Source organism: Ruminococcus sp. AM42-11 (assembly GCF_003480145.1).
Taxonomy (GTDB): domain Bacteria; phylum Bacillota; class Clostridia; order Lachnospirales; family Lachnospiraceae; genus Blautia_A; species Blautia_A faecis.
Genome location: NZ_QUIO01000061.1, coordinates 1 through 18,098, shown reverse-complemented (window position 1 = coordinate 18,098; position 18,098 = coordinate 1). Strand labels below are relative to the sequence as shown.

The window sequence follows — 18,098 nt, the reverse complement described above, 5'->3', positions numbered from 1 at the left end:
CGTACACATGCGTTGCCCACGTACACATGCGTTGCCACGTACACATGCATTATCACGTACACATGCATTATCACGTACACATGCATTATCACGTACACATGCATTATCATATACCTCTGCGTTGCCAAATACCCATGCGTTACCAGACTGACTTAGATTTTCTTCTTTTTCCACCCATCCACCTTTTTCTCCAGCAGATACAGGTCCAAAAGAAACAAGTGCCTTAATTCTAAAAAGTTTTTTACCAAAAGCATTAATTTTAGTTTCTGTTGTAAGTTCATATTTCTTCATTTTACTTTCCTCCCTTAAAAGTTTCATTTTATCTGCTCTTTACAGATCCTCATCATCTTCTTCGATTCCTAAATCTACCTTAGAAATTCCGAAATAATCTAATTCTTCATCTTCCATATCAAGCTCATCAATAAGAACTTCTCTCGCAAAATCTTGATCATGCTCTGCAATTCTACTTGCAAGTACCTCTGCAATCTCTTGCATTCTCATATTGTTGATCAAAAATCCCACTCTCCTTTACAAAATAAAATATCAATCGCAGTTTCTTTTGTAAGATCGTAATGACCAAAGTTCAACGACTGCGTGCTTTCATTCCAGCATGTCCACACTGCATATTTACCGGTAATCTTGTTTTGTGCTATTACTCTATATAAGTAATCTTCAGTTATTTTTTGTCTAACTAAGATTACCTCGTAATTTTTAAGTTCCCTTTCGAAGTAAGACCGAACATTTTTATAAACTTTTGGTATTGCTCCTATTGTTGATGCCATAATATTTTTCTCCTTTGATTTTATTTTTAAATGATTTGAGGGCAGCAAGTTTTAATTTCACTTGCTACCCTCATTACTTCTAAATATTTGAAATTCTTGTATTAAAAAAGAGCCATCTGTTATGATGACTCTTTATACCCTGGAATTTTATACTACATAAAAATATGAATATTTAATCTCTGGCGCATATTTGTGATATGTGGTACAATCAATTCCAATAATTCTTTCACTCTTCATTTTTGACTTCTCTTCATCAGTGAGAATATGTCCTACTGTTATTCTTGTTGATATACGACCATCTTTTAATTCAATATCTGCAAAATCAATAATATTTTTCATTACAGAATTAGGCAATAACCCTGTAAGTTCTGCCATATCTATTGCCATTCCTACTACCTCCTTTTTTAATTTGTTTCACTTCTTTTAATATCAAAACTACATTATATATTATGTATTGTCAAGAGAATATTTAATTTCCCTTATGCAAATTTACGAACAGGAACAACATGACTTCCTTCTACTGTTCTTGACTGCTGTAAATTAAGATCATTAACTACCAAATCTTCTACATAGAGACTTACAGCCATAGGAACACTTAACATTGGATATTTAGATACCGCATGAGATTTAATAATATTAGGAAGCTCAGGTCTAAATTTATGTCCTAAATAATCTTTTGTTTTATCTCTATCCGCTTCGTATAATTTCCAAATATCTTTTAATGCTCTAAGAATATAAGAAGCATATCCATTTCCCTTACGGTCAAATCCAGCTTTCTGACAAATATCAAAAATCCAAGTCATACAATTTTTTCCATAAATTCTACAAAACTCAAATACTTGAGAATATGATCCAAGAACACCACTTTCACGCATACCTTTTTCTTTTACGTAGCTAAATCCATATGTATCTTTTAAAGAATCCAAAAGCTTGACAGTTGGATCATTTAGAACTTCAAGACCTCCATGCCTCTGAATAGGTGTCATCTTTGAAACATCCCTATTCTGATATACGTACATCTCTGCTTCAAATTCCCTTCTTGTTTTAGGTTCCATTGGTGCATCAAGAGATACTAAAACCGGAAGTTCTATGTACTTCTGTGCATCGACCATCTGGCTTGCAATAGTTCTTCCATATCCATCCATAATTACCATCCATCCATCTTCATAGTGTGGAACACCCATTAATGGCTGGCATTTATAGTCTACCCAGTTATTTACAAGCTGTCTTAAATCTCTTTCCGTTCTGTTTGGTGTCTGATATGATGTATCAATAGCAAGTAACCGAACCGGAACGCTAATAATTACCTTACTAAGTCCGGCTGCTTTTGCTGCGGAAAGTACACCTTTAAGCTCTCCAATATCAGCTGACCTATCTTCTTTTGTTCTTTCTCTTTCAATAATAGGTTTTACGGATTTATTAATTTCTTCCATAACTCCCTGTGTTACTTTGCTTCCATTTTCAATAAAATCTTTCATATTTACTGTTGTCATAATATTATTCTCCCTTATCTATCAATATATTTTAAATTTGCCTTATGGCATCCAATATTCAGTTTTTTAAAATTTTCCAATAAAAAAAGACTACCGAACACGCTCATATGGAACGTAATTGTAGCCTTTTGATTTGAGATCGTCTGCGACTTCTTCAATGGTTCGTTTCCAAACCATTTTATTAATGTGATTATTTACTTCTACATTCTTACCGGTTATCTGCGACCGGAACTTGTCGTGACTTCCTTTTGAGCAAACGTACAAATATCCGTTTGCCTTTAGATAAGACCGGAGTTTGCGTTCCTGTTTCTTATCCCATGATTTAGTTGTTTTCTTTCCCATTGTTATACCTCCAATTCTGTAATCATATTATCTATATGTGCAGTATGGATATAGTCTAAATTACATCCAATCATCGGATTAACCATCCTATCCCATACTGTACAATCTGGATTAACCGGAATAGATGACAGTTTCTTTCTGTTTCTTGGACTGATTCTGCCATCGTGTTTTTTAATTGCTGCGATTGTGGCAAACGCTTCATTTGTCTTTGCCTTACCAAATTTTTTGTAAACAGCTACTACAGTTACCTTTGGATTGTTTTGTGGAATAGTTTCCTTATAGATTTCAATGATACCATTCCAAATTTTTGCGATTTCTACTAAATCTGTCATTTGCCTTATACCTCCCTGTCTAAAATTTCAAATCCATTAACTTCACTACCATAATAAGCAACGAATCCAAGATTTCCATTACTGAACTGAACCATATCATATCCCTCTTTAATGGCTAGGCACTGAATTGCATCATCAATAGTATAATAAGCAGTTCTTCCATTTGAAAACTTAGATTCAAAAAAGTGACATAAATACTGGTCGTCATCCACTAGACCAAATACTTTGCGTTTCTCTTCCTGCTCTGCAACAATCTTTTCAGGATTATCACAGCAATTTGAGACCTGGTGTTTTGTAATTACTGTATATACCATTTGCCTTATGCCTCCTTGATTTTCTCACGCCATTTTTTAATTCGTACTGGGTAACTGACGTTTTCTCTATATGTTTTTAACTGTATCTTTGCGTCTTTCCAGTCATCGCAATAACACTCAATATCCCATCCACACCCTTCATAGAACCCCTCAATGGCGTAACAATCAACTGTTTTACGTTTATACATTTTTATACCTCCTCCTACATTTTTCTTAACTGGTTTATCAAGTAAGCTGCGACTGGTCCTGTGATAATGTACAACCATAAATACACAGCTTCTCTTACAATTACGGTTCCTAAAACCGGAATCAGTAATAATACAAAGATCATCATGGATAATTCAACCATAGAAAGAAGTTTTTGCTTCTTCTTCTCTCTGATGATTAATTCGCGGTTTCTTTTACGGATTTCCAAGCCGTGATCTTCCAGGTTTGCCTTGCGTACACCAGCAAGACTATCTTTTAACAGATTAGCAAGCTCATCATTAAGCTCGCTATCTGTGAAGCACCGAACAATTTTATCTGTTGTCGGTGTTTCGGTTGGTGTGTCAATAACATCGTAATCGTAGTTTAAAGCTTCTGCTGCTCCCATTTTAATTCACCTCTTTTTCTAAGAATCTATTTATTGCTGATATTTCGCTTCGAGTGGTGAGTAGTTTGATCTGCATATTGTCACCAGATGAAACTACTCTGTGTTTCACTCTTCTGTTTGTCAAATAGTTGCATACTCTTCCTACTGATTTTTCAGTAGTATTGATTGTTGCTAATACCTCTACCATTTACCTTGCACCTCCATTACAGTTCCATTAAAAACTTATCAATAGTTTCTGCTTCTGTATCATTACACAGAATTTCGAAATGTGTGTAATGATAGCCAACACCAGATGACTCAAATTTAATTCCCTCTTCTTTCAGTTTTGCCTTGAGTTTTTGAGCATCCAGCTCTTTAAGTTCGCAGTTATAATATTTGCGTTTCATTTGTCACCTTCACCCACCCTTTCTCTTTCATTTCCATGTCATTTCTTGCCGTATCACAAGAGATATTTTTAATATCTCCAAATGGTGAAGGATACTTGTATGGATAAGTTTCATCTGCAAATTCAAACATCATTATGGCTAGTGGAAAACCATCCTCGCATCGATCATAAATTACGACAGCTTTAGTTTTATCATATTTTCGCTCAACTAATGCACATGTTCTAATCATTTTGCCTTGCACCTCCTTGTGTTTCTCTTCCAAAATCGGAAACTTTTTATATTAAAAAATCCACCTACGAACCGTAGATGGAATGAAAAGCTTCCTTATTATAATGCGTTTTTAGTAGTATCTTTTTGTGTGTCTGCCTTCTATCATCAGTCGGCAAATCTCACCCTCTGTTGTTGCGTTGTTAAGACGTGCAAGGATACTAGTTGAGTAATGAAAATCCCTTGCAATACTAATTGCCTCTTTTTTATAGTTTTTAACTGACTCTGACATTACAAGCACCTCACTTTCTAATACTCCAACTATTTCCGTTTGGCTCTGTTACCGTCACGGAATCTGTAGTTTCCTTTACAGACACGTAGTAAGAGTTGACCATCTGTTTGATAGTTTCATAACTAATGTTATTTGGATCATCTCCAATACAGCCATAGTCCTTCAGCTGTAGTGTGGTGTAGCCCAAGGAATCTGTGTACACCAGAGCAATATCAGAGATTGGAATGCTGACCTCCGGTTTCGCTTGCTTCTTTACTTTAAGGATTGTATCATCCTTTTTCCGCCTAGTTCCCTTAGTGTCAAATTTAACCTGGACGTTAGCTCCCTTATGAAGATGGAGTTTTCGCTTGGTATGCCAGACATTACCGTCCTGTGTTGTAATAGATTTTGCACCGGTCACAATTCCGGTACCATACCGGATATTTGCCTTTGCGGAAACTGTGGTTGATGTGGTAATTGTTAATGCTGCGAATGTTGCAGCTACAAGAAATTTTTTCATTTTGTGTTCTCCCTTCTTGGAATGAATTTATTTTGTGGTTGTTTTTGGGGCTGACATAATAAACACAATCTCCCTTCTAAAAAAATGAGAATTATTTTTGTGCATTAAAAAAGAGCCTATCTAATGATAGACTCTCTTATGTTACTTTTATTACCTTTCCATTACTTTTTTGTCAAATTCGTCCTTTGAGACAAACTCAACTTTAAGAACTTTATCCATTCCCTTGGCAATTTTCTTTAGTTGATTAAGTGACGGATTATTACCCATTTCACAAATTTTAACCAGTTTCTTTTTAGATATTCCTACTTTCTTAGCAAACTGTTTTAAAGATAAATCTTTTTCATTTCGCTCATTAATAATTGCACTTGCAATATCTTTATCTGCTGCTAAATCATACCATAAATCTCTAAACTTAGGATCTTGATATATTTCCTTTAAGAAATCGTCAAAAGAAGAACCTTTTGGACTCATATTTTCTTTAGTTTGCCTTCTGCCCCACGCCTTTCTAAATTTAGGATCATTTCCCCTTTCTTCTTCAATTTCTCTTTTTACGTCTGCTTCTACAAATGGCATAATCTATCTCCGTTTATTAATTGAGGTTATTTAATTTATTATTATTTTACAGGTTTCATTGATACAACTTCTAAAGTTTTTCCCAAAGAGTTAAGCACTTTTAATACTGTAGATAATTGAGGATCTGTAGTTCCCTTCTCCATTCGAGAAATAACAGGCTGTTTAATACCACTCATAATTTCAAGTTGCTTTTGAGTAACCCCACCCTCTTCTCTTGCTTTAATCATTTCTGTAATGATTTCAGACCGAACTTTACTTGCTTCAATCTCTTCTGGTGTATACATTTGTCTTTCAAAGTCGTCCCAGGATGAACCCCTGGGACTTATCTTCATTTTACTCATTATCCTTACTCCTTTCTATATAATCATTCATTAGCTTTTCAGCCTTTTTAATTTCCCTTTTGGGAGTTTTTTGTGTTTTCTTTTGGAAGTGGGATAACAATACTATTGTATTATTAACATATGTAAAAAATAAGATCCTATCACTTAATGGTCTTAATTCCCATATTTTCCCTTCAAGATGTTTTACATATGGAAGCCCTGCTCTTGCACCGTTTTTCTTTAGAACGTTCATGCAGTCTTCGATTTTCTCACGTTTTATTCTGTTGTCTTTACTATCATTCTCAAACAATGAGATAAAATAGTCTCTTACCGGCTCTTTGCCTTTTTTATCCTTGTAAAAAATAACCTCAAACAAATTCTTTTTCTCCTTTCTTTTGAGCCGATTATAACTTAAAAGTATATTTTTGTCAATAAAAAAACAAGATTTCCCTTATGGAAATTAAAGCCCACAAGCGGAATCGAACCGCTATCTATCCACACTAAGGGAGAGGCATCTATAAGCTCAGGGGTTAAGCTGCAGATTTTTGCGCAGTTTGAGGGGTATGCGTGAACTGCGTGGTGTGTGTGTGTTGGATTGTACTGCCTGGTTGTACTATGTGGGCGTGAATTTTTGGACAACAAAAAAAGGACCTACTAATAACGTAGATCCTTTTTTTGTTGCTGACTGTAATAATTAAAATTTTTTGCCATCTGGGAACTCAAAATAACAAACGTATTCTGCTCCCATGGCGTGAGCAATCTGCTCAAGTTCCTCTTTGGTAAATTTACCGCGTGATATTCTTGTACAGATTGTCTGCTGTGTCACATCAAAGGCTTTTTTACCCATTTCAGTCTTGGACATATTTGCATGGGCTAAAGCCCCTTCAATTTTTTCCTGCATATTCATAGCCAAACTACCTCCTGCACTTAATTATAAATTATGCAAAGAGTGTATGCAAGAACCTTTTTCACCTCCTCATAACGTTGATGCCAGTGCGCCTGTTTAATTACAGAATATTAGACACGTAATCTTTTACCATGTCTACAACTGCCGTGTCTGCATATTTCAACGGATCATCAGCAAACGCTTTCCAGTCCTGCTGAACATGCATCCATTGATAAGTTGTTAAAGGAGTACCAAGAAGGTACTCCGTAGCTTTTCTACGAGTTACTACACCACTTACGCTGTCAGAAATCTTAACTATAGTTACCATATTAAGCCACCTCCTGTTTTTTCTCAGTATCAGTCTTGATTGATTTATCAATCTCAGCTAATGCATAGTCACAGAATGCACTCATCCACATCTTGTTAAACTGACGTTTTGAGTACAGACTGGTAAACTGGTTTTTCTCCAAAATCATCTTATTGCTGGAAGCTTTAATACCTACAAGGTCACACAATCTCTCAGCCATTTTATTGATAGCTGTGTCTGTACCTTTTGCACCGAACCGGCGAACAAACTCCTGGCAAGCCTGGAGATATTCCCCACGTTTACCCTCGTTAATCTTTTTGAGGTAACAGTCATACATACCCTGTGGAACTAATCCAAGAACACGGTTCAGCTCCTCGTTAATTGGTGTCACCTCAGCTTTATAAGCTTTAGTAAGATCCTCAATTTCAGAGGACAGAGACTTAGAAAGTTCCACATCACCTGTTGAAATAGCCACGTCCAGTTTATCCTGGAGAGGTTTTCTAGCAAGTGCAAAGTCGTTGGCTTTTTGTGCCAGTTCTAACCGAACCTGTTTAAAGGTTCTGAGGTCATCAATTACACCACTGTTCATAGAATCGAAGTTGATTTTTTTGTTTGTAGATTTAGACATAGTATTCTCCTCTGGTATTTTTACCAGTCGCTTTTTACTGGGAAGGCATAACCCATCATTCACTGGATATAATCCTAGTGCGTGTTATTCAATTGTGAAACAATAATCCTGTGATTGAACCATAGACCTATAGCCTGGATCATTAGAAAAGCCTGTACATTACACCCTGTACAGGCTTGACATTTAGTGACTAATGGTGTAAACTAAAAGCTACTTAAAGCTACCACAGAGAACACTTTTTACAGCGTCCTCGTAGCAACTTTTTAGTTCGTTCGTGTCGCAAGAACACAGAAATCGTCCCTGGAAGAACAATTCGTAGTGTTCTTTGCACCGAACTACATCAATAGTTACCATAGTTTCACCTCCTCTCTGAAAATAAGTTGGTGAAACAATTATGTATTATGTATTTATAAACCGCTTTTCCAGTTTCGAGCGAATCCAGAACGAATTACTGGTAGCGATGGACAGAATCAGCCTCTTACCGCATGACTTAGGTGTAATCCAACACCTGTAGCTTATTGTAACCGCTGGTCTTTTGGCGGTAGGTCTGCTACAACCCTTCACGCACTTTTACTGGTGGCGCTAATACTGGCGAGGAATCCACAAGCCAGAACCTTTTATGAGGAAAACAGAAAGACTTCACGCTATCGTAAGACAACTTGCAATTCGTAAGAATTGCTATTCAATCAATCATCATTCACTTTTCAAAGTACGGAATGCCGAATGCCTAAATCATCGGCTTTGGTTGATTGTTACCGCCGGATTAGTCCGGCAACTTTTTTGGGACACTCAACAGACATTTGTCTGTTGTTGGTGTTACTATATCACATACGTTTGTATGTGTCAACACCTTTTTTTAAACTTTTTAAAACTTTTTTCTGGTAGGTTTTATCCAGATACATATGCTTGTACATCCACAATTGAGAAGTCGTTGTTGCTGTATCTCAATTGCTTGACGCAAGTATATCATTGTCTTACACAAGATACAAGTCTGAATATTGCACAATCTTACACAAGACTTTTTATATATCTTGCACAAGTCGCACAATTTCATACTTTTTTATTTCGCCATTTATTAGAAGGAATATTTCAAAAATACAGAAGTAGAAACAGTGGAAAGTATTGATTTTACTAGCATTGTAGGCTGTCGTATGGTATAATTCTAGTGAAATTACTTCTATATAATGCAAAAAAATGAAAGTAGGTTGATATATAAATGTCAGATAATAAAGAGAATAGACAAACAAGGACACAATACAAAAATGATTATGCTAAAAATAACTATGATAGAATAGCATTGTCGGTAAACAAGGGCAAAAAGGAAGAATTGAAAGTACATTGTAGCAAGTATGGTTATAAAAGTGTAAATGATTTTATAATACAAGCTATAAATGAGAAAATAGCTAGGGATTTAGGAGAAATGTAAATACAATTTAGCGTATTGTGGTTATTGTGTGCGTAATTATGTAATTGTTTGAAAACGTCCGTGTTAGAAATACATTTTGTAAGCAGTGAGTTGAGCTGCGGTATAGGCATATTGCACAAAGTGGTTGATTTTAGTTGGGTTGTGGGCTGTTATGTGGGTGTGATGTGGAGTGAAAAGTATCTTTTTGAGGGTGAAAAATTGGGAATCGGGAAAGACGTTGTGCAAAGTGTATAAAAGTGTGTGAGTCTGGCATAAGTGAAAGTTATAACTGGATTGTTTGGTATAGGTTATAGTTATGGCAAAGTGTGCTATAGGTGAAAGCTATAGATAAATCGTTTATTATAGATAAAATCTATAAATACGATACTGTTGCAAATGCAACAGTTTTCACGCTATCTACCGAAAAAATTATCATTTATGAATAACCATTAAACCCTTGTAAATACTGGATTTCTACGACTTTTTACCCTATTTTTTTGAAAAATTCCTACTATATACCAGTTTAAAGCCCTTGCCAGACAACGCCAGATTGCAGTATATAGTGATTTCTGTATTTTCTATCGCAAAAGTATATTTTCATGTCCTCTAATATCTATTAGAAGCCATGAAAAATAAGGGATGGGGGTACTTTTAATCCTGGCAAAGATCCTGGATCGGCTCAGCAGCATAAGCAGGTCAATCTTCACACTGACTGGAAAATGCATCTATCCCAACAAATCCCTACCAACTCACACTCTCCACCACTCTCCCATCGTATCGACAACCGTATCGTAAAATCCCAACAAATCCCTACCACTCATCACTCCCACTCCACAAAAATAGCATCAAAAATTACCCCAAAATCACGCACCCATCTATCCCAACTCAAATAAATTCGCCCAATCAATCGATACCGTTCAGCTACACAAATTTCCCACAATACCCAATACATCACTCACCACACCAAAATCTCAAATAAATTCGCCCAATCAATCGATACCGTTCAGCTACACAAATTTCCCACAATACCCAATACATCACTCACCACACCAAAATCTCAATGTTTTCCTGGCATAACTAGCAATTTTTCACTATTACCAAAACACTCATTCGATAAAATCCAAATAAATCCCTACTCAAAACCCATTTTACTCATCACACCAATCATATTCTTTCCTATATAAATACTGTTATTTCTCGGTATCAAAAAAACACAACTTAATTCACATAATTTAACTAAAAAAATTTAAAAGCAGCCATCCAATCCGGACGTGCTGCTTTATTTTTATCTCATCTATTACACTCGCTCTGATCCAAGTATTTCAAACGCATCTATAATCTACACCTACTTTATATCAAAATTCCACCCAAAAAATCGTCCAAACACCTCTACCCTACCAATTTACCACTAACCACTATTTCGTCAAAATTTACCATCAAAAACTCATCTAAAGTACCGTAATGGGGGTATATTTTAATCTCAGCTACACTCACTACCCAGATCACCATCCAGGTCTAATATATAGCTATATTTTTTCAAGTCTAACTCAAGTCTAACTCAAATCTAACTCAAATCTAACTCGAATCTAACTCGAATCTAACTCAAAATTACATTAAACTAATATACTTCTCATTTTGCATCGAATTTAATTAATAAGAATAAAATAAAATTCCATTTAGAAGTCTATATTGAATCCACTAATCACATCTCAAGAAAGGAATGTAAAAAATGAATGAAAAATATAATTTTGAAGTTTTAGTTAAACTATTATCCGAGTTTTGGTACAAAGGGGATTCATCATTAGATGATGAACTTGATAAATTTGAAGAGGCAATTTCAAAATCTGGTTATGGTGAATCAGCATTTGGAGTAGCAAGGGCAAACTATGATAGAATCGAAGTAATCCCAGATTCAAAAGTAAAATTTTATGCAGAATACTACGATGGTTGTCAAGCACCATTCACTGTATGTATTTGGAACAAACCTATTAAAGAATTAGAAGAATTACTAAAGGAAGCATCGCCAACATTATACAAAGAATATATTATGAGGTTAACAGGATCATGGAACAAATAAAGTCTTTATCAGATTTACAATCACTATTTAAGAAACAGGTTTCTAATAAGCACATCTCAACATGTCCTTACGGTGGACCACAACCTTACTAAAACCTAATATGACAGAGTTAGCAGAACAGGCATATAAACGTAAGGAAGAATATTTCTATTGTGAACCAGTTGATCCAGATAATCCAAATGGTCCACAGAAATTGTCTGAACCTAAATACGAATATGATTTAGAAAGACCACTAACTGAAGAAGAATATAATAATATTTTTTCAGAATGCAAAGAAAAATAATTTAGAAGAAATATTTGAAACCAAATAAATATACAACTGAAAATAATCAATAAAATTTTTAAGGAGAAAAAATATAATGCCAAAAGAAACTAATAAACAAAGTAAATCATCAAATACCACTAAAAAGAAAACTACAAAGTCGTCAACTACTAAAATAACAAAGCCAAAAGTACCATTAAAAATCAATACATCAAAGTTAAAAGTTGGAATGACTGTAAAGAATTATAAAGAACTTTGTGAGTTATTAAAACAAGACTTTATTCAAGGTGGTAATGCAAGAAAAGCACAACTAAAAGAATTTGAATGTTACTTTGATTGGGAGAAATCTGGACAGAAATTTATTATAACAGACATTTATGATACTCCGCTTGAAAAAGATGATAAAAGAAAATTTGGGAATAATTCTATATATGCACATTGCATTGAAGTTATTTTATTACAGTATTTATCAAAACAAGATGGATTTACAAGTACATTAACAAAGAAAAACTGGTGGGAACTTTTAGGTATTACAAATCATAATTATGGAAAAACAAGTGAAAAAGATCTTATAAAATTAGATCAAACAGTAACATCGTTTGAAGTAAGAAATTTTTATCAACGCTGCAACAAAAGACTTGAACAAATTTTATTTTCTGCATTAAATAATCTAAAAAGTAGAAAACTTATTATTTATGAACCTGAAACTGTAATTGTAGAATATGATAACCATGGAAATGAGATAAGTTCAATTGCTACTGACGATGAAAAGAAACTTATTCTTCAAACAGAACGTTATGTATTACATACTGAAATGGGATACGAAAAAATGTTTCAAGTTTTTGTATCTGGCAGACAAAAAGAATATTATGAAAAAGTTAATGAACTTTTATTAGATCAATTTGGATGGGATCATTGTTATAAACAATTAAAGATTATTTACACTCCAGAAGACATTAAAGAAGCACTTCCAGAAACAGAAATATATTTACAAAAACAGTTATTAAATGAAAACGTAGTAACTTGTATAAATGAAAATGCGCAGTCCTACTATGATAAATGCATTGAAAATATAATAAAGAAGTATTTGGAAATGAAGAAGATTATTGGGGTGAGTTACCTGCATTCTCAATGGAGAATGATAAAAATGTATGGAAAATCCCTGATACATATCTAACGGCACAATCTATTCTAACAAATGAATTGATAAAAATTGGACACAAAGATTTAGAGTTTTCAGCAGAAGATTTTATTAAGAGCAATGAGGATGATCCTGAATTTTCATTTTAATACAAATTTAGAAAAGTTGAAAATTTGATTTTAACCATATTTTATATAGTAAAACCAAATGTCTACTAAGTTACTAGGAATAAGGCTTTTTCGCCATATAAAATAAGGGCAAAATCAAAAATCGTCCATTTATAATTCCAATATATATTATTATATATATTCTCTTATATAGGGAAGTTTAAATGGACGATTTTTTAACACGCTTTTTCGCTATATAAATAAGGCGAAAACAAGTTTAACACTTTTGTAACAATTACATTTAAGCCTTATTTTATATAGGATCTCTCGTGATATTCCAATTATAAACGGAAGAATTCCAATAAAAATATACAATCAAACCAATTTCGAACGAACAATTTTGAAGCGTTAGCGAAAAATTGTGAAGTGATTCCAAATGAACGAAGCTTTAGCGAAGTGAATGCGGTTAAGCACTGTCGGAACGACAGGATAGTTAGTTTGAAATATTGATTATAAATATTTATTATAAAATTTTGATTATACTTTACTGGTGTTCCACCAGAGGCTGCCGCACTCACTTCGCTTACGCTACGTTCATTTGTCATCACTACGCTATATGTTCGCTACGCTTCACATCTAGCTTCGTTCTAATTGATTTTGTTATTTACTATTATTATCATTATTTATTACTCATTATCTATTCAGATAAATAAATTCCAATATAACTTATAACTAAATAGAGAAGAAATTAATAGTCAGGTGTGAAATAACACATTTGCAATTTTTGTGAATAAAGATTTTTCTATTAAGAAGAATTTTATATGACCTACTACCCTTCAACCCTTCACATTTAGTAGGTTATGTAACTTATCAACCTCGCACAGAAAGGATTAATACTAATTATGTTAAAAGGAGTACATACTAAATATGAATACAGAAGTAAACACAGACAACGTTGCACTTACACAGAGATTATCATCTAAGACTACTAAAAATTATTATACAGGTGGTACATTTCCTGCTATACCATCTCGTGAAGAATTTCATCGCTATGCATCAAATATATTAAATTTATATGCCTTTGAGACTGATTATCCTCCATTTCCTAGTTGTAATATTAATGCTGCAGCTTCTTCTATTGGATGGACAAAGAGTAATAATAAGAATAAGGGAAATAAATATAAATTTAAATCAACTAAAAATTCTACTAAGAAAGATCATCAATAATGTAAGGTGGTGATTATCATTAGTGAATTTGGAATTAAAATTAAAAATATCAGTGCCGGTACATTATATGATGTTAATTTAGGGACAAGAGATTATTTCTCTTACACTGAAGCAATGCTTAATAACAGTTTATTCTCTGCTTTTCTTATAAAGAATGGTCTTAATGTATATAAAGGTGAATCTACTAGAGATATTATTTGCTTAGACTTTGACTTTGGAACCAGATCTTATGAGGATGAACATAAGCGAATTGAGCAGTTATATAAAAATTCTGATGGCGAATTAAAGGAACGTCTTAAATACACATTAGAGAAAGTTGAGAATAACAAAGATCTCTATGATGAAAAAAAACGTGAGCAGATCAGAGATAAATTCTATAACGAAGGTGTAGATGTTACTTATAAGACTAAGAATAAAGATGGCAGTATTAAAAGTGAAGAGACAATTCACTATGAGATGTTGTTTCGAACCAGTGCTAAAGCAAAGTTTGGACAGGTTATCTTTATAAACTCTGATCTTTATAAAGCTGCTTATGAATGGTTAACTATCGGACTTGGAAAACTGATGACAGATGACAATGCAAAAATTGTTGAGATGTCTGCCTACGCTCCACTTACTACATCTACTATTGTAGGAACTAAGTATATTCCTGTAGAGGATATTCTTATTCTACGAGACCAGGATTCATTTTTTAAGACAATGGCTAATATTGTTCGTGCAGAAGATTACATTGATTCTAAGGGTCGAATTGGCAAGAAATGTGTAGTAGACAAGAAGGTTACTGAAGTCAAGAATACACTTTGGGATGGTATGGGTTTGATCGAAGCTGATTATTTCAAAGATTGCAGAAATGCTTATAATCCGGAATGGACTGTTAAAATCAACGGCATGGCTCTGATGAGACACCATTTATTTAAGATGTGTGGTTTTAAATCTCATATACAGTTATTCTTTAAGGATTGGTGTAAGAAAACCGGCAATGATTACGAAACTTACCAGGTCCAAGACATGTTTGGTCATTGGCATTATTTGAAAGACATTAAGATTATCACTACTGACAACGCCATCAAATGGAAAAAATTTAAGGATTTAATGGGCGGCTCATTAGAATCTGCATATGAGTATTGGTGCAATAAGGTAAATGAAGATGGCAGCGTGTTCGGTATTGTAAAAACCGATCATCCTAGTAAACTTGGTGAATATCAACAGCTCAGTTATCAGATGGTTAATACTCTCCCATGTACCAAAGATGATGTAAGGGATATTGCAAGCACCAGTATTGAATATGTGGAGTTACTGAAGCAGGATAATAATGAGTTTGAGAAATTCTTAAGAAAAAATGCTAATGAGGTAAACCACTATGAGATGATGGCTGATTTATATGATCACAACCATGAATTTGGCAATAGTACATTTTTCAGACATGAGAAGTCAAAAATTATTTCTGCATATGTACACAAGCTTAGAAAAGGCAAGATTGTTGTAAATGGTGACAATTTAACAACATGTGGAAACCCTTATGCTCTTCTACTCTATTCTGTTGGTGAGGATTTTACAAAAGATCCTACTCTAAAAAGTGAGAATAGTGTAATTCAGTGTTACACTACAAGATTTCAACATGACGAACATCTATGTGCATTTCGTAATCCTCACAATTCCCCAAATAATATTTGTTATTTTCATAATGTATATAGTAACGAGATGGAAAAATACTTTGAATTTTCAAAAAATATTATTGCTGTAAATAATATTGAGACTGACTTTCAAGCAAGAAGTAACGGAAGCGATCATGATTCGGATTTCGTTCTAGCCACAAATCAGCCGACAATGGTTAAGTGTGCAGCTTATTGCTATAAACACTACCCTACTATTGTCAATGACTTAAAAGAAAGTGGTGTCATTTATAAAAATAACAAATCAGAATATGCACGTATGGACAATACATTTTCTAAATCAAGAATCGGAATTGGATATTCCAGTAATTTGGCACAGCTTGCCATGACTTATTACTGGAGTGAGTTACAGAGTGATAATCCAGATCCAAAAAGACTTGATGAACTGTCAGATAATTTCGTAATTCTTTCAGTATTGGCTTGTTATTAAATGGGCCGGTTCGGAGAAAACTCCGTTCAAAAAATACTCAGTGAACTGCTGGAAAGCTAATTATATCAATTATTTAAGAAATAAAAAAACAAAAGGTGATAATATGGCTGAAAGTAAACGAAATTATTATGTATATATGCATTATTTTCCTGATAAAAAATCTTATATAGGTTTAACTAGACAAAAACCAGAAGATCGTTGGTCAAATGGTTCTGGTTATAAAAAACAACCAGTTTATTCTGCAATTAAAAAGTTTGGTTGGGAAAATATAGAACATATTATTTTACAAGAAAATTTGACATTTAATGAAGCGCAAGAGTTGGAAAAGTATTATATTAATAAATATGATAGTATAAATAATGGCTATAATATTGGAAAAGGCGGAGGTCTTGGAGGAGATTCTTGGGTAGAGATTGATTATAAAGGAAATACATATTCTGCTGAAGAAATATTACAATTTAGTACAGTTGAAAATTTAACTGCACATGATGTTACAACAAGACTTGGACATGGTTGGGATATTGAAGATATTTTATCAAAGCCTAAAACACGAAAGAATATAAAATTTGAATATAATGGGAAATTATATAGTGCAAAAGAATTAGTAAAATTTAGCAAGATAAAAGGACTAACCTCTTCTGATATATTCAATCGTGTTGAATGTATGGGTTGGGATATTGACCGTGCATTAACTCAACCAAAGGGTAAAAAATTACAACCTCCTGGATGTAGAAATAAAAAGGCAGAATGTTTGTATGAATATAAAGGCAAAATTTATCGTACATTTGAATTACTTCAATTAAGTACGGTAGAAGGTTTAACAGTTGGAGACATAACTAGTAGAATAAATCAAAGTGGCTGGTCAGTTGAAGATGCTATAACCAAACCTAAGAAACAATACAATAAGAAATATGAGTATAATGGAAAACAATATTCTTCTAAGGAATTAGCAAAGTTAAGTCCTTATCCTGAAATTACACATCATACAATTACAGATCGCATTAATGGCGGTGGATGGACCGTAGAAGATGCAATATTTACCCCAATAAGAAAAATAGAAAGAAAAATCTTAAATAATTGATATAAAAGCTAATCAGCAACCAAGTCGGTGAAAGCCAGTTAAAGTAACCGGAAGGCTCAGAGATCAACTGTTGAAGTATGGCAACTAATAATACAGACACGAGCGCTGAGTGCCCAAACATGTAAGATGTGGGCAAAGATATGATCCGACACTCCGGAGAAATTCGGAGCCGCCCTGGATAAAAAGCCAGGGACATAACAGATGCAAGTAATAATCGATTCCTGCAAGAGGCTTTATGAAATTGATGGTGTTAAAGAGATTGATAGGATAAGTAAACTTCCATGTATGTCAATGAAAAAAGAAGTAGTTGACAAAAATGGGAATAAAAGAATGAAAAAGTGTGACTTTCCTGAATTTATGAAATACACAAGAGAAATTGCTGTAACTAAGGATGGTAAAGAACTTCCACAAGAAGATATTGAGGAATCCAAGAACAAATTAAAAGGACGAATCAATAAAGATCTTGTGTGTCCAATGAACTGGTTACAAGAATGGCTTGATAAAATTCAGGGATCAAGCACTAAGGTTACTACTCCTACAGAGAATTTCTTTATTAAGATGAAAGGTAGAGCTAATAATAGACAAATGTCAAACATCGTACTTTTAATAGATGAATATGATTCTTTTACAAAAAGTATAAACCAAATTAATGAAGAACATTCTGATTATTGTAATCAATTAAAGGATAAGTCACAAGAAATTTTAAAAGAATTATCTTCTATAAAAATTGGAAATATTGTAA

27 protein-coding genes and 2 pseudogenes are annotated in these 18,098 nt (G+C 33.7%); 8 read left to right on the top strand and 21 right to left on the bottom strand.

Annotated elements, in window-relative coordinates:
* The 21 genes and pseudogenes from DW904_RS21105 to DW904_RS21010 form a co-directional block, all read right to left on the bottom strand.
* Positions 1 to 291, bottom strand: a pseudogene (locus DW904_RS21105) (hypothetical protein); the annotation flags it as partial.
* 39 nt (positions 292 to 330) lie between these two features.
* Complete coding sequence (locus DW904_RS21100) at positions 331 to 513, bottom strand: hypothetical protein (RefSeq protein WP_118584109.1); 183 nt, start codon at positions 511 to 513, stop codon at positions 331 to 333.
* On the bottom strand, positions 510 to 782 hold the full coding sequence (locus DW904_RS21095) for a hypothetical protein (protein WP_118584108.1): 273 nt from the start codon (positions 780 to 782) through the stop codon (positions 510 to 512). Before DW904_RS21095 ends, DW904_RS21100 begins: the two co-directional genes overlap by 4 nt.
* Before the next feature lie 147 nt (positions 783 to 929).
* Positions 930 to 1,169: a hypothetical protein gene (locus DW904_RS21090; protein ID WP_118584107.1), complete on the bottom strand. Its 240-nt coding sequence runs from the start codon at positions 1,167 to 1,169 to the stop codon at positions 930 to 932.
* A gap of 92 nt (positions 1,170 to 1,261) precedes the next feature.
* On the bottom strand, positions 1,262 to 2,275 hold the full coding sequence (locus DW904_RS21085; RefSeq protein ID WP_118584106.1) for a hypothetical protein: 1,014 nt from the start codon (positions 2,273 to 2,275) through the stop codon (positions 1,262 to 1,264).
* 90 nt (positions 2,276 to 2,365) lie between these two features.
* Complete coding sequence (locus DW904_RS21080; protein WP_118584105.1) at positions 2,366 to 2,617, bottom strand: hypothetical protein; 252 nt, start codon at positions 2,615 to 2,617, stop codon at positions 2,366 to 2,368.
* Positions 2,618 to 2,619: 2 nt separating this feature from the next.
* Positions 2,620 to 2,949: a hypothetical protein gene (locus DW904_RS21075; protein ID WP_118584104.1), complete on the bottom strand. Its 330-nt coding sequence runs from the start codon at positions 2,947 to 2,949 to the stop codon at positions 2,620 to 2,622.
* A 5-nt stretch (positions 2,950 to 2,954) separates the two neighbouring features.
* Positions 2,955 to 3,263 (bottom strand): hypothetical protein, encoded by a 309-nt coding sequence (locus DW904_RS21070; protein WP_118584103.1) that lies wholly within the window; start codon positions 3,261 to 3,263, stop codon positions 2,955 to 2,957.
* A gap of 5 nt (positions 3,264 to 3,268) precedes the next feature.
* Positions 3,269 to 3,451, bottom strand: coding sequence for a hypothetical protein (locus tag DW904_RS21065; RefSeq protein ID WP_118584102.1), 183 nt, complete (start codon positions 3,449 to 3,451; stop codon positions 3,269 to 3,271).
* Positions 3,452 to 3,465: 14 nt separating this feature from the next.
* Positions 3,466 to 3,855: a hypothetical protein gene (locus DW904_RS21060; RefSeq protein ID WP_118584101.1), complete on the bottom strand. Its 390-nt coding sequence runs from the start codon at positions 3,853 to 3,855 to the stop codon at positions 3,466 to 3,468.
* Position 3,856: 1 nt separating this feature from the next.
* A complete protein-coding gene (locus DW904_RS21055; protein ID WP_118584100.1) occupies positions 3,857 to 4,042 on the bottom strand; it encodes a hypothetical protein in 186 nt (61 codons plus the stop codon).
* A 16-nt stretch (positions 4,043 to 4,058) separates the two neighbouring features.
* Positions 4,059 to 4,241, bottom strand: coding sequence for a hypothetical protein (locus DW904_RS21050; RefSeq protein ID WP_118584099.1), 183 nt, complete (start codon positions 4,239 to 4,241; stop codon positions 4,059 to 4,061).
* Positions 4,222 to 4,470, bottom strand: coding sequence for a hypothetical protein (locus DW904_RS21045; RefSeq protein WP_118584098.1), 249 nt, complete (start codon positions 4,468 to 4,470; stop codon positions 4,222 to 4,224). The genes DW904_RS21050 and DW904_RS21045 overlap by 20 nt, the downstream gene beginning before the upstream one ends.
* A 111-nt stretch (positions 4,471 to 4,581) precedes the next feature.
* Positions 4,582 to 4,740 carry a hypothetical protein gene (locus DW904_RS23145; protein ID WP_202187796.1) on the bottom strand — a complete coding sequence of 53 codons (159 nt, stop codon included), beginning with the start codon at positions 4,738 to 4,740 and terminating at the stop codon, positions 4,582 to 4,584.
* A gap of 10 nt (positions 4,741 to 4,750) precedes the next feature.
* On the bottom strand, positions 4,751 to 5,239 hold the full coding sequence (locus DW904_RS21040) for a hypothetical protein (RefSeq protein WP_118584097.1): 489 nt from the start codon (positions 5,237 to 5,239) through the stop codon (positions 4,751 to 4,753).
* A gap of 150 nt (positions 5,240 to 5,389) precedes the next feature.
* Positions 5,390 to 5,812 carry a helix-turn-helix transcriptional regulator gene (locus DW904_RS21035; RefSeq protein ID WP_118584096.1) on the bottom strand — a complete coding sequence of 141 codons (423 nt, stop codon included), beginning with the start codon at positions 5,810 to 5,812 and terminating at the stop codon, positions 5,390 to 5,392.
* 41 nt (positions 5,813 to 5,853) lie between these two features.
* The gene (locus tag DW904_RS21030; protein ID WP_243110523.1) at positions 5,854 to 6,153 is read right to left on the bottom strand and encodes a helix-turn-helix transcriptional regulator; all 300 of its coding nucleotides are present in this window, start codon (positions 6,151 to 6,153) and stop codon (positions 5,854 to 5,856) included.
* Complete coding sequence (locus DW904_RS21025) at positions 6,146 to 6,508, bottom strand: type II toxin-antitoxin system RelE/ParE family toxin (protein ID WP_118584095.1); 363 nt, start codon at positions 6,506 to 6,508, stop codon at positions 6,146 to 6,148. The genes DW904_RS21030 and DW904_RS21025 overlap by 8 nt, the downstream gene beginning before the upstream one ends.
* Positions 6,509 to 6,826: 318 nt before the next feature.
* Positions 6,827 to 7,039 (bottom strand): XRE family transcriptional regulator, encoded by a 213-nt coding sequence (locus DW904_RS21020; protein ID WP_243110522.1) that lies wholly within the window; start codon positions 7,037 to 7,039, stop codon positions 6,827 to 6,829.
* 100 nt (positions 7,040 to 7,139) lie between these two features.
* Positions 7,140 to 7,346 carry a hypothetical protein gene (locus tag DW904_RS21015; RefSeq protein ID WP_118584093.1) on the bottom strand — a complete coding sequence of 69 codons (207 nt, stop codon included), beginning with the start codon at positions 7,344 to 7,346 and terminating at the stop codon, positions 7,140 to 7,142.
* Position 7,347: 1 nt separating this feature from the next.
* Positions 7,348 to 7,953: a hypothetical protein gene (locus tag DW904_RS21010; RefSeq protein WP_118584092.1), complete on the bottom strand. Its 606-nt coding sequence runs from the start codon at positions 7,951 to 7,953 to the stop codon at positions 7,348 to 7,350.
* Positions 7,954 to 9,169: 1,216 nt separating this feature from the next.
* Here DW904_RS21010 and DW904_RS21005 point away from each other — a divergent pair.
* The 8 genes and pseudogenes from DW904_RS21005 to DW904_RS20970 form a co-directional block, all read left to right on the top strand.
* Positions 9,170 to 9,379, top strand: a complete 210-nt coding sequence (locus tag DW904_RS21005; RefSeq protein WP_118584091.1) for a hypothetical protein — start codon at positions 9,170 to 9,172, stop codon at positions 9,377 to 9,379.
* A gap of 1,708 nt (positions 9,380 to 11,087) precedes the next feature.
* Positions 11,088 to 11,435, top strand: coding sequence for a hypothetical protein (locus DW904_RS21000; RefSeq protein WP_118584090.1), 348 nt, complete (start codon positions 11,088 to 11,090; stop codon positions 11,433 to 11,435).
* Positions 11,436 to 11,535: 100 nt separating this feature from the next.
* Positions 11,536 to 11,718, top strand: a complete 183-nt coding sequence (locus tag DW904_RS20995; protein ID WP_118584089.1) for a hypothetical protein — start codon at positions 11,536 to 11,538, stop codon at positions 11,716 to 11,718.
* A gap of 76 nt (positions 11,719 to 11,794) precedes the next feature.
* The gene (locus DW904_RS20990; RefSeq protein WP_118584088.1) at positions 11,795 to 12,874 is read left to right on the top strand and encodes a hypothetical protein; all 1,080 of its coding nucleotides are present in this window, start codon (positions 11,795 to 11,797) and stop codon (positions 12,872 to 12,874) included.
* A gap of 998 nt (positions 12,875 to 13,872) precedes the next feature.
* Positions 13,873 to 14,172 (top strand): hypothetical protein, encoded by a 300-nt coding sequence (locus DW904_RS20985; protein ID WP_118584087.1) that lies wholly within the window; start codon positions 13,873 to 13,875, stop codon positions 14,170 to 14,172.
* A gap of 6 nt (positions 14,173 to 14,178) precedes the next feature.
* The gene (locus tag DW904_RS20980) at positions 14,179 to 16,275 is read left to right on the top strand and encodes a hypothetical protein (protein ID WP_243110520.1); all 2,097 of its coding nucleotides are present in this window, start codon (positions 14,179 to 14,181) and stop codon (positions 16,273 to 16,275) included.
* Positions 16,276 to 16,378: 103 nt separating this feature from the next.
* Positions 16,379 to 17,356: a GIY-YIG nuclease family protein gene (locus tag DW904_RS20975; protein ID WP_118584086.1), complete on the top strand. Its 978-nt coding sequence runs from the start codon at positions 16,379 to 16,381 to the stop codon at positions 17,354 to 17,356.
* A gap of 201 nt (positions 17,357 to 17,557) precedes the next feature.
* Positions 17,558 to 18,098, top strand: a pseudogene (locus DW904_RS20970) (hypothetical protein); the annotation flags it as partial.

What these genes read in the sequence shown, in the direction of transcription:
- DW904_RS21095 (WP_118584108.1), bottom strand. Translation starts at nt 782, where the DNA reads ATGGCATCAACAATAGGAGCAATACCAAAAGTTTATAAAAATGTTCGG.
- DW904_RS21090 (WP_118584107.1), bottom strand. Translation starts at nt 1,169, where the DNA reads ATGGCAATAGATATGGCAGAACTTACAGGGTTATTGCCTAATTCTGTA.
- DW904_RS21085 (WP_118584106.1), bottom strand. Translation starts at nt 2,275, where the DNA reads ATGACAACAGTAAATATGAAAGATTTTATTGAAAATGGAAGCAAAGTA.
- DW904_RS21080 (WP_118584105.1), bottom strand. Translation starts at nt 2,617, where the DNA reads ATGGGAAAGAAAACAACTAAATCATGGGATAAGAAACAGGAACGCAAA.
- DW904_RS21075 (WP_118584104.1), bottom strand. Translation starts at nt 2,949, where the DNA reads ATGACAGATTTAGTAGAAATCGCAAAAATTTGGAATGGTATCATTGAA.
- DW904_RS21070 (WP_118584103.1), bottom strand. Translation starts at nt 3,263, where the DNA reads ATGGTATATACAGTAATTACAAAACACCAGGTCTCAAATTGCTGTGAT.
- DW904_RS21065 (WP_118584102.1), bottom strand. Translation starts at nt 3,451, where the DNA reads ATGTATAAACGTAAAACAGTTGATTGTTACGCCATTGAGGGGTTCTAT.
- DW904_RS21060 (WP_118584101.1), bottom strand. Translation starts at nt 3,855, where the DNA reads ATGGGAGCAGCAGAAGCTTTAAACTACGATTACGATGTTATTGACACA.
- DW904_RS21055 (WP_118584100.1), bottom strand. Translation starts at nt 4,042, where the DNA reads ATGGTAGAGGTATTAGCAACAATCAATACTACTGAAAAATCAGTAGGA.
- DW904_RS21050 (WP_118584099.1), bottom strand. Translation starts at nt 4,241, where the DNA reads ATGAAACGCAAATATTATAACTGCGAACTTAAAGAGCTGGATGCTCAA.
- DW904_RS21045 (WP_118584098.1), bottom strand. Translation starts at nt 4,470, where the DNA reads ATGATTAGAACATGTGCATTAGTTGAGCGAAAATATGATAAAACTAAA.
- DW904_RS23145 (WP_202187796.1), bottom strand. Translation starts at nt 4,740, where the DNA reads ATGTCAGAGTCAGTTAAAAACTATAAAAAAGAGGCAATTAGTATTGCA.
- DW904_RS21040 (WP_118584097.1), bottom strand. Translation starts at nt 5,239, where the DNA reads ATGAAAAAATTTCTTGTAGCTGCAACATTCGCAGCATTAACAATTACC.
- DW904_RS21035 (WP_118584096.1), bottom strand. Translation starts at nt 5,812, where the DNA reads ATGCCATTTGTAGAAGCAGACGTAAAAAGAGAAATTGAAGAAGAAAGG.
- DW904_RS21030 (WP_243110523.1), bottom strand. Translation starts at nt 6,153, where the DNA reads ATGAGTAAAATGAAGATAAGTCCCAGGGGTTCATCCTGGGACGACTTT.
- DW904_RS21020 (WP_243110522.1), bottom strand. Translation starts at nt 7,039, where the DNA reads ATGAATATGCAGGAAAAAATTGAAGGGGCTTTAGCCCATGCAAATATG.
- DW904_RS21015 (WP_118584093.1), bottom strand. Translation starts at nt 7,346, where the DNA reads ATGGTAACTATAGTTAAGATTTCTGACAGCGTAAGTGGTGTAGTAACT.
- DW904_RS21010 (WP_118584092.1), bottom strand. Translation starts at nt 7,953, where the DNA reads ATGTCTAAATCTACAAACAAAAAAATCAACTTCGATTCTATGAACAGT.
- DW904_RS21005 (WP_118584091.1), top strand. Translation starts at nt 9,170, where the DNA reads ATGTCAGATAATAAAGAGAATAGACAAACAAGGACACAATACAAAAAT.
- DW904_RS21000 (WP_118584090.1), top strand. Translation starts at nt 11,088, where the DNA reads ATGAATGAAAAATATAATTTTGAAGTTTTAGTTAAACTATTATCCGAG.
- DW904_RS20995 (WP_118584089.1), top strand. Translation starts at nt 11,536, where the DNA reads ATGACAGAGTTAGCAGAACAGGCATATAAACGTAAGGAAGAATATTTC.
- DW904_RS20990 (WP_118584088.1), top strand. Translation starts at nt 11,795, where the DNA reads ATGCCAAAAGAAACTAATAAACAAAGTAAATCATCAAATACCACTAAA.
- DW904_RS20985 (WP_118584087.1), top strand. Translation starts at nt 13,873, where the DNA reads ATGAATACAGAAGTAAACACAGACAACGTTGCACTTACACAGAGATTA.
- DW904_RS20975 (WP_118584086.1), top strand. Translation starts at nt 16,379, where the DNA reads ATGGCTGAAAGTAAACGAAATTATTATGTATATATGCATTATTTTCCT.